The sequence below is a fragment of the Magnetococcales bacterium genome (assembly GCA_015231175.1).
GTDB lineage: Bacteria > Pseudomonadota > Magnetococcia > Magnetococcales > DC0425bin3 > HA3dbin3.
This window is the reverse complement of sequence record JADGBZ010000112.1, coordinates 1-7,996: the sequence shown is the minus strand read 5'-3', so window position 1 is coordinate 7,996 and position 7,996 is coordinate 1. Positions and strand designations below refer to the sequence as shown.

The window sequence follows — 7,996 nt, the reverse complement described above, 5'->3', positions numbered from 1 at the left end:
ACCGCATTCCGTACATGGCTGGCGTGAGAGACACCGGAGCAGAAGATCAACCAGGAACGGCGATCCTGGCCAAAGGCAAGAATTTCTTTCACTGCTGCCTGAGTGACCGGGTCCAGATCTACCGCCGCCTCCAGTTGACCGGGAATAAATTCGCCCCCCCGTGAACCGACACTGGAGACATCCAACTGGGTGTCGGTGCGTTTGCTGATGAGGGGGCAGAGGAATCCTTGCTCCACCAGATCCCGTACCGGCATTTCAAAGGCAATATCATCGAAAAGAGCATCCTTGCCCTCGTGCAGCAGTCCGCTGTCCAGGCGATAGGGGGTGGCCGTCAGCCCGATAATCTTCATGTACGGGTTGATGCGCTTGAGATCCTCCAAGAAACGCTGGTACATGGTGTCGGACTTGCGGGGAATCAAATGCGCCTCATCGACCAGCACCAGATCCGCCCGTTGGATGTCATAAGCCCGCTTGTGAACCGACTGGATACCACAGAAGAGTACCTGTGCCTCTGTGTCCCGCTGGTTCATGCCCGCGCTGTAGATGCCAGCCGGAGCCTCCGGCCAGAGATTGATCAGCTCGGCAAAATTCTGGCTGATCAACTCGCGGACGTGGGTCACCACCAGGATGCGGGTGTCGGGATAGAGGTGGATCGCCTCCTGGATGAAACAGGCCATCACGAGCGATTTGCCCCCTGCGGTCGGAATCACCACCAACGGATTCCCTGTACTGGTCTCAAAATACCGGTACATGGCGTCGATAGCGTCTCGCTGATAGGTTCGCAAAGTCAGCATGGCACACCTCCATCCCGCCACAGACTCCCGTCGCGCAGACGATACTCTACCCATCCCCCGTTGGTATCGGCGTCCACCTGCTCGCCAGGCACCAGATCAGGGATGTAGAGATGCGCCGTGCAGCCCGCTTTTTGCTCACCGATGGTCATCACTCGTTCAACAGGCCCGCACGACCACAAACCCGTATCGGTGGGGGTGGCGTGAAGGCAGGTGCGGCAATTGCGCTCTGCCCAGGACGATCCATGGCAAAGGGGGTGATGGTTGCACATGCGGCACTGGTACCAGTCGGGATCGCCACTGATCCGCACCGGGGGATACGCCGCATGGATGATCCGCCCCGCCTTGGCGAGCAGTTTCAACGCCTCCGCTTCGTCGGCCTGCACCCGTTCCGAATAGAGGTCGTCCGTGTCTTTATTGACCGCCAAATACAACGCCCTGGTCATGCCGGTCAGGTGCATATAGATCTGCATTTGGGCAAAATGCTGCGGCTTGGACTTTTGCACTCCCTCTTTGCGCAGTTCGGCAAAGGATGCCGCGTTGTGGGTTTTGAACTCGCAGACGTGCCAAGTCTTGGGTGCCTCAATGACACCGATGGCGGCAGCGTCCAGACTACCACCGAAGTGGCCGCCGCAGGCCTGCACCCGCCACTGGCGACCGGTCTGGGGATCGACCTCCAGAACCGTGACGCCAATGCGGCGCAGGTTGCGAACAAGCCGGTTCTCTTCCTGCTGGCCGGTCTCGAACAGGCGCAACATGCGCCCGCCGAATCGGGAGCGGACTGCCCACCGAAAGTCGAGCCAAAGAGCACGCTCGCACTCTTTGCCGATGAGGGAAGCCCCCATGTGGGGACGAAAACCATCCCCATTGTCTGACTCATAGGCCGCAAAAATGGCCTCAACAGTGGGAGGGTTGGGATTGGGAAGGAGTGCCATCACGCCCCCCCTTCCCGGAGCAGGCGATGCGCCTCGTCCAGTACCCCACGCCATTCATCTTCGTCATAGTCGCGACGCACGATGGCAAGGATGGAATCTTTCAGCCTGACCTTGTGGGCCGACGCACAGTGCCGCAGATGCTCCTGGAGATAGGCCAACTCCTCACGCTTGAAGCGCATGGAAGACCGTGCGCGGCGAAACCAGTCGGTGTCGATGCGACCGCCGTTTGCCTGTCGCTCCATGTCGGCGGCGGCCAACTGATCGCGGATAGCGGCAATGTCGAATTGCAGCTTGAGAATGCGGGAACGGCATTCTTCCTGGGTGGAAGGCAAATCGGGCTTGCCCCGTCCCTCCTGATGATGCAGGATGGTGGTATCCATGGATCTTCTCCAACAAAGATGTCTTATGGGTGGGGCGGTCTGTCGCCGGTGCCTGGCAGCGAGGGAGACAGAACCGCCCGTTTATTTGCCTCAACCCATCCTCCGCCAGGGGCCAACCCCACTGGCAGCGGGTGCGGGATTGGGAGCCTGGGCAGCAGGTTGCTGCGCCGGTTGCGACTGGGGAGCCTGCGCCGGGTACTGAGCCTGTTGCGGTGCCTGAGGAACCTGCGACGCATACTGCACCGGTTGCGGCACCGCCTGGGGTTGCGCCTGATACTGTGCCGGTTGGGGTTGCGGTACCGGTTGCGCCTGATACTGTGTCGGTTGAGACTGGGGAACCTGTCCCGCCTGGGGTTGCGTCTGGTACTGTGGCGCATGCCGGGCCGGTGACGGCTGGAAAACCTGCCGTGGAGCCTGGCCGGTATTGGCAACCGCCTTGTACCCCTTCACTTGGTTGTACCCCTCCTTGTCCACCACTACCTTCACCATCAGCGGCTTGAAGTGAAGTTCCTCCGAATCGCTCACCTGCATCCTTCCTGTGGCGTGGCAGATGGCCGACAAGGTGCGCTGGGCAATCTCCTCTGCCTGCCGGTTGGGATTGATCAGGTTGAGCCGGTCAAAAAGCTTTTTCCCTGCCATGCCCCCGTCCAGGATCTCCAGTTCCATGAAAAGATATTGCCCTGTCCCGGCCTTGGTTGCCCGCATCTCGCTGGCGATGATCTGCACCCGATACTCGCCGGGCGGCAGGGTCTCGTGGGGTTGGTTGGGGTCCACCTGACTAGCATCGAACGTTCCGCCGAGTTGTGCCATTGTATTGCTCCTTATGCGCTGACAGTGTCTGTTGGTATGGTTCCAGCGAGATACGCTTCGAGTGTTGGCCACTCCATGGGCAGCTCACCGGGCAGGTTGTAACGGTTTTTGGCCAAAAAGGCCGGACGCTCACTGGTAAAGATCAAACGGGTGCAATCACCCACCGCCCGAGTCACCTTTTTGTTGAAACCGACGTCAGTTTTGGTGGTGCTCACCCGGTAGTTGCAAAACAGAACACAATCGCTGTGTTCAACCAGCAGGGCCGCCGCTTTCTGATGCAGCTTGATGTCATAGCGGTCGTAGGGCTCATGCTCCGGAGAGTCAAACCGCCGCACCACGGCATGAGCGATCTGGATAACCAGCATCCCCTTCTCGGTACGCAGGCGGTTCAACCGACCGATATATTCGCGCCACAGATCGATGGCAAACATATAACCTTTGCCATAATTCAACTCCTCCATGGAGTTCACCTTCTGGCGGATACAGACCTCTGCCCAGATCAATGGCTCCAGCCAGTCGAGACTGTCGATGACAAATGATTCAAAGTTGTGTTGCTCATTGAGCAGGGCGTCCATGGCACCCAGGACGTCGGCAAAGGACTTGGCCTGGGGGAATGAGATGACATCCAGTTTGCCCAACCCATCCTCGGTGGGGACAAAGACTGCTGCGGGAGCACACGCCGCCAGCGTGGTTTTGCCAACACCGGCCCCGCCATAGAGCAGGATGCGCGGGGGCAAATTGGCCTGACGGCGTTGTAGCGTGGAGAGAGAAATGGCCATTACGCACCTCCGTGGCCGTTGGGCCGGGTTGAAAGGGTGTTCACTGTTTTTTGTTGCATGGTTCGTCTCCTGAAAGTTGATTGGATCGTTCGAATCACGTGCTCCTTACCCCTTACATACCGGCGGAAAATGAAATCTGTCGGACTTTTTTTCACGTTTTTTGACTTGATTGAATTTGCTCCTGATTTTTCCGACTCCCTCATAAAGCTTGTAGCGCGGAGTCCCTGTCGAGTTGGAAATTTCAGTGACAGTCTCCTCCATCAACCGTTCCGCTAGCCTCCGCAGGCATGGGGAAAGTTGATCCAGCAGATGTGAGAGATCCACGCGCAGATCGATGGCTTCGTGCCAGGACAATGGATGCTCGTACCAGAGGGCTTGCCCCGAGGCGATGGTATCGATCAACTCGATGACCGACCCGTCGTCGTCCTGTACCAGTTCATTGAGGGAGGTCGTCTTCTGTTGTTCTTTCATCCCCGGCACCTCATCCAGCAAAGAGGCCACCCGATTTGTCGCCACCCTGGCCATGAACGTGTCGAGGCTGGCTCTTGAAGGGTCGAAACGGGCCATTCGGCGAAACATGTCGAGCATCAGATCCTGCTCAATATCCTCGACATCGGCAGGAGAAAAGCCGGGCTGCCTGGCCAGACGCCGGGCATGATGACGAACGGTACAGACAGCGTATGGGTAGAGGCCGTGATAGTGATTGCGTGATTCCATGGATATCGCCTTCATCCAGAGTGGCGGGCAGTGCCCGAATGCCCTGGATTGGCGACATGTCATCGGAGGGGGAGATGACACGACGTAGTCATCATGTGATTCGGCATAGAACTCATCGAAAAATCACTTGTTTGTTCCCGCGATCACCCTTCAAAAAAATGCAAAAAAAATCCCTGACACCGATGACATGTCATCGGTGGTTTGCAGGCGGGCTGTTTGGAGAAGATGCCAGGAAGGCAAAAGCGGGCACAAAAAAACCGGGGCAGTGCCCGGCGACAGGAGGGGTGGTCAACAAAACAGGTCAGTGCATCTTGAATGGATGCGTGGTGGACTGCGTCAGCATGGGTTTGTCTGCCTCCAAGAGAATGTCGAATGCGGTGCAATAGGCATCTTCTTCCGCCTTCCAGGTGACTGGTCGGCCTGAGATGCCGAAAAACCGCCCCAGGTCATCATTCAACCGCTGCACCCGCTTGACATTCCTCCTGTTGGCCTCCGAGGAGTGCCAGGAGATTTTTCCTCGCCCCTTTGCGAACGCTTCAAGCAGCGTCCATTGCAACGTGGGCTCCCGGGTGGTTTTGTTTTCCATGCCCATATTGGAAAAATTGACCGTTTCGAAGATACCCTTACAGGAAAGGGTGACCCGATGGCCATCCAGAAAGCAGATACGGAGATCCCGCCATGTGGCATCGAATGGGGTGTGGAAACAGACACCCGGAGTATCTGGCAAAGGTTCCGGCAGGACCATGGCGCGAAAGGCCGTCATTGCCTCTGCCGCCATGGAAGATGTCACCAACTGTCCCCTGGCACCTGCAACCAACAGATCGGACAGGGGATAAAAGCAGGCCCGACGATCCCGGAGCAGATCCAGCGAGCGAACGGGTATGGATTGCGGCGTGGGCGCAAGCAGAACAAACGGAACGGTGGTGATGCGGCACAAATGAGCTACGGCCTCTGCCCGCTGGCCGACGTCAAAACAAAGCATCAAAAATATGGGAAACCGCTTCCCGGCGACAGGATTGAAATCACCAACCCAAAAGGTCTCCCGCACCCTTTCCACCAGCGCAAATTCAGACCGGATACCCAGAGCACTGGCCACCCGATTCGCCAGACCCTGCCGGTTCAGTTCATGGATAACAACCTCCCCTCTCTGCAATGACATGTCATCGCAGTTGGCTCCATCCTCGTCGCCACATACCGCGACAAAGCCATCACCCTGTTGGATGACTCTCCTCGGACAACCCACTCCACCCGGGCGGGGGCAGGGATAGCTGGTAGAGAGGCGGTTGGTGGGGCGCAGAAGTTGCCTGCCAATCTCAAACTCATCCTGCAGAAGCCGCCGCCAGTCCGCCATGATCGCCGAACTCCCCGGCACCGCTTCCAACGTCGCCCACAACCGCTGCATATTCCGCATACTCTTCCTCGTTCGCAATGGCCGATGTCCGGTCGAACCCGCGCCGTTTCATCCAGGTTTCCAGAATCAGGCTATCATCGTCTCGGGTGTACATGGCCTGATTGTTGGGTCGGATGACCAGGGTACGAGGTGCCCTGGAGGCGGTAAACTTGATCTGGAACCTTGCCTCGGACAATCGGGCACTTTTCGGCAAGGAGTATGCCCGCTGCTGGAAGGCGGCCAGCAGATCCCTAGCCCGTCTGGTTTCCGATTCGCCATGTTCACCACCCCAGTAAATGTTGACCGCCAACAGTCGGATCCACTCTATCCCATCGATGTCACTGTGAACTAAAGAATCGGCCATGTCCGTCAGCAACGGATCCAGCGTATATTTTTCATCGCCATTGAAATGCTCCTCATTGCCAAACAGATGCCTGCCGATGTGCGGCAGATACATGGATCGCTCCCCCTTGGAGCAGGCCCTGACGCACAGTTCGTTTGCCTCCCGGTCATAGATCAACAGATCATGGGACTCGGGACGAAAATAGATGGCACCCGGCTGGCCATCCTTTTCCATGGAGCCCTCTCTCCGGAAAGGCATGCCGTGCCGCACCACCAGGTTGACCCTCTGCCCCTGGTCAAACAGGAATACCCGACACCCTCTGCCGCGTTTCTTTTTGTCAAACCACTCATCCAGATCACTCTCCAACGCCTGCAAGGTGGCATCATTCGGCAAGACGAAAGAGCCTTTCCATGCCGGATTCCCCTGGAAGTAGAGGAACGAACGGACACGGGTAACAAACAGCTTGGCGTGCTGCTGTTCGAGCAACTCCCGGTTGTTGAGAAAAAATTGGATGGCAATATCCGCCGGGCTGGAATCGGGCTCAAAGTCGATGGCCAGATTGTTCTCTTCGGCAGCCTCCAGCAGTCGATCCATGCCGTCCTGGCTGGCCATTTCATGGATGATGTAGAGGGATTCCAGCAGGTTCAGAGGGGCATCCTCACCCAGGTTCATCAGGACAGAGGCCAACAGATCACAATCCACACCATCATCGTTGCTGGACAGGTTCACTCCACGGCTTGCCAAAAATTCCGCATGGGGTGTCAGGAATCTTGCCAACCGGCCCGGCTCGATGGCCTTCAGGGTCTCCGGTTGGGCAAAACGGCGTGGTTTGAACATGGCCATGCGGGATCTCCTTTATTCGTTGGATGTCTGTGCTCCGCGCACCGCCAGGACCTTTCCCAGGATGCGAAAATCGTCTTCCGGGCCCACCGGAATGGGCTGAAAGGCAGTATTGGCAGGCCGAAGTTCAACAACACCATCGCCCACGTACAATCGTTTGATCGTGGCCTCATCGCCCAGCAGGGCCACGACAATGTCGCCGTTCTCCGCAACCTGCTGACGACGAACAATGACCAGATCCCCATCGGCAATGCGGGCGTCAATCATGCTGTCGCCTTTCACCTGGAGCGCAAAACAGCTCCCCCGTGCCACACGTGCCTCCACCAGTATCTCGCCAATCCGGTTTTCCACGGCCAGGATGGGCGTACCACCGGCTGCGGCACCGATAATGGGTACGGTGATCAGCTCCATCAATGGCGGGGCCGTCTCCACGATTTCCAGAGAGCGGGCCTTGAAGGGAATGCGCCGCAAAATGCCCTTTTCGATCAGGGCGGCTACCTGTTCATGGACACTGGGGGCACGAATACCGAGGATCGCCCCCAACTCCTGCACGGTGGGAGACATGCCATGCTCGTCAATAAATTTGCGGATGGTAGCCACCATGCGTTCCTGGGCAGGAGTAGCCCCGTCCATCGCTTTTGAACCCCCACGTCCACGTTTTTCTTGAAATTCTGTCAAATGATTCCTCCCTGTGTTGCGCATGAACCGCTTCCATTGCGATCACCTTAATGATATTAGGTTGCCATCATACAAAGCAATAAAATTTTCACCACAAACAAAAAAAGTTCCGACAGATTGGCAAACTGGCCGGTATGTAAGGGGTATGGGTTCCATGACCACCTTTGAGGATTGTCCAGATGCTGCACACCCCCCACCCCGCCCAAATGTCCGACGACGACCGCCTCACCGAGGCCGCTCGCATCCTGGCCACCGGCATCCGTCGCCTTCTGGAAAAGCAAAAAACGGAGAAGATTCCCCTGGATAACTCGCCCAACCAATGGCCCTATGGTC

At 57.5% G+C, this 7,996-nt stretch carries 9 protein-coding genes and 1 pseudogene; 1 reads left to right on the top strand and 9 read right to left on the bottom strand.

The genetic code is table 11. The features are described 5' to 3' along the window. The 9 genes and pseudogenes from HQL63_15180 to lexA form a co-directional block, all read right to left on the bottom strand. A partial coding sequence (locus HQL63_15180) for a DEAD/DEAH box helicase family protein (protein MBF0178167.1) occupies positions 1-794 on the bottom strand: 794 nt, incomplete at its 3' end. Then, complete coding sequence (locus HQL63_15175; protein MBF0178166.1) at positions 788-1,726, bottom strand: oxidoreductase; 939 nt, start codon at positions 1,724-1,726, stop codon at positions 788-790. The genes HQL63_15175 and HQL63_15180, both read right to left, overlap by 7 nt. After that, complete coding sequence (locus tag HQL63_15170) at positions 1,726-2,025, bottom strand: hypothetical protein (protein MBF0178165.1); 300 nt, start codon at positions 2,023-2,025, stop codon at positions 1,726-1,728. Before HQL63_15170 ends, HQL63_15175 begins: the two co-directional genes overlap by 1 nt. Positions 2,026-2,592: 567 nt before the next feature. Next, positions 2,593-2,916: pseudogene (locus tag HQL63_15165) on the bottom strand (DUF669 domain-containing protein). An 11-nt stretch (positions 2,917-2,927) separates the two neighbouring features. Next, positions 2,928-3,695, bottom strand: coding sequence for an ATP-binding protein (locus HQL63_15160; GenBank protein ID MBF0178164.1), 768 nt, complete (start codon positions 3,693-3,695; stop codon positions 2,928-2,930). Between the two features lie 105 nt (positions 3,696-3,800). Then, a complete protein-coding gene (locus tag HQL63_15155) occupies positions 3,801-4,412 on the bottom strand; it encodes a sigma-70 family RNA polymerase sigma factor (GenBank protein MBF0178163.1) in 612 nt (203 codons plus the stop codon). A 301-nt stretch (positions 4,413-4,713) separates the two neighbouring features. Continuing rightward, the gene (locus HQL63_15150; GenBank protein MBF0178162.1) at positions 4,714-5,814 is read right to left on the bottom strand and encodes a hypothetical protein; all 1,101 of its coding nucleotides are present in this window, start codon (positions 5,812-5,814) and stop codon (positions 4,714-4,716) included. Then, entirely contained in the window at positions 5,732-6,988 is a 1,257-nt protein-coding gene (locus HQL63_15145; GenBank protein MBF0178161.1) for a hypothetical protein, read from the bottom strand. Before HQL63_15145 ends, HQL63_15150 begins: the two co-directional genes overlap by 83 nt. Positions 6,989-7,000: 12 nt before the next feature. Beyond that, a complete protein-coding gene (gene lexA / locus HQL63_15140) occupies positions 7,001-7,663 on the bottom strand; it encodes a transcriptional repressor LexA (GenBank protein MBF0178160.1) in 663 nt (220 codons plus the stop codon). A 179-nt stretch (positions 7,664-7,842) separates the two neighbouring features. Here lexA and HQL63_15135 point away from each other — a divergent pair. Beyond that, on the top strand, positions 7,843-7,996 hold a 154-nt coding region (locus HQL63_15135), incomplete at its 3' end, for a hypothetical protein (protein ID MBF0178159.1).

Coding starts and splice junctions, on each gene's coding strand:
- HQL63_15145 (MBF0178161.1), bottom strand. CDS start 6,988: ATGGCCATGTTCAAACCACGCCGTTTTGCCCAACCGGAGACCCTGAAG.
- HQL63_15175 (MBF0178166.1), bottom strand. CDS start 1,726: ATGGCACTCCTTCCCAATCCCAACCCTCCCACTGTTGAGGCCATTTTT.
- HQL63_15160 (MBF0178164.1), bottom strand. CDS start 3,695: ATGGCCATTTCTCTCTCCACGCTACAACGCCGTCAGGCCAATTTGCCC.
- HQL63_15155 (MBF0178163.1), bottom strand. CDS start 4,412: ATGGAATCACGCAATCACTATCACGGCCTCTACCCATACGCTGTCTGT.
- HQL63_15150 (MBF0178162.1), bottom strand. CDS start 5,814: ATGCAGCGGTTGTGGGCGACGTTGGAAGCGGTGCCGGGGAGTTCGGCG.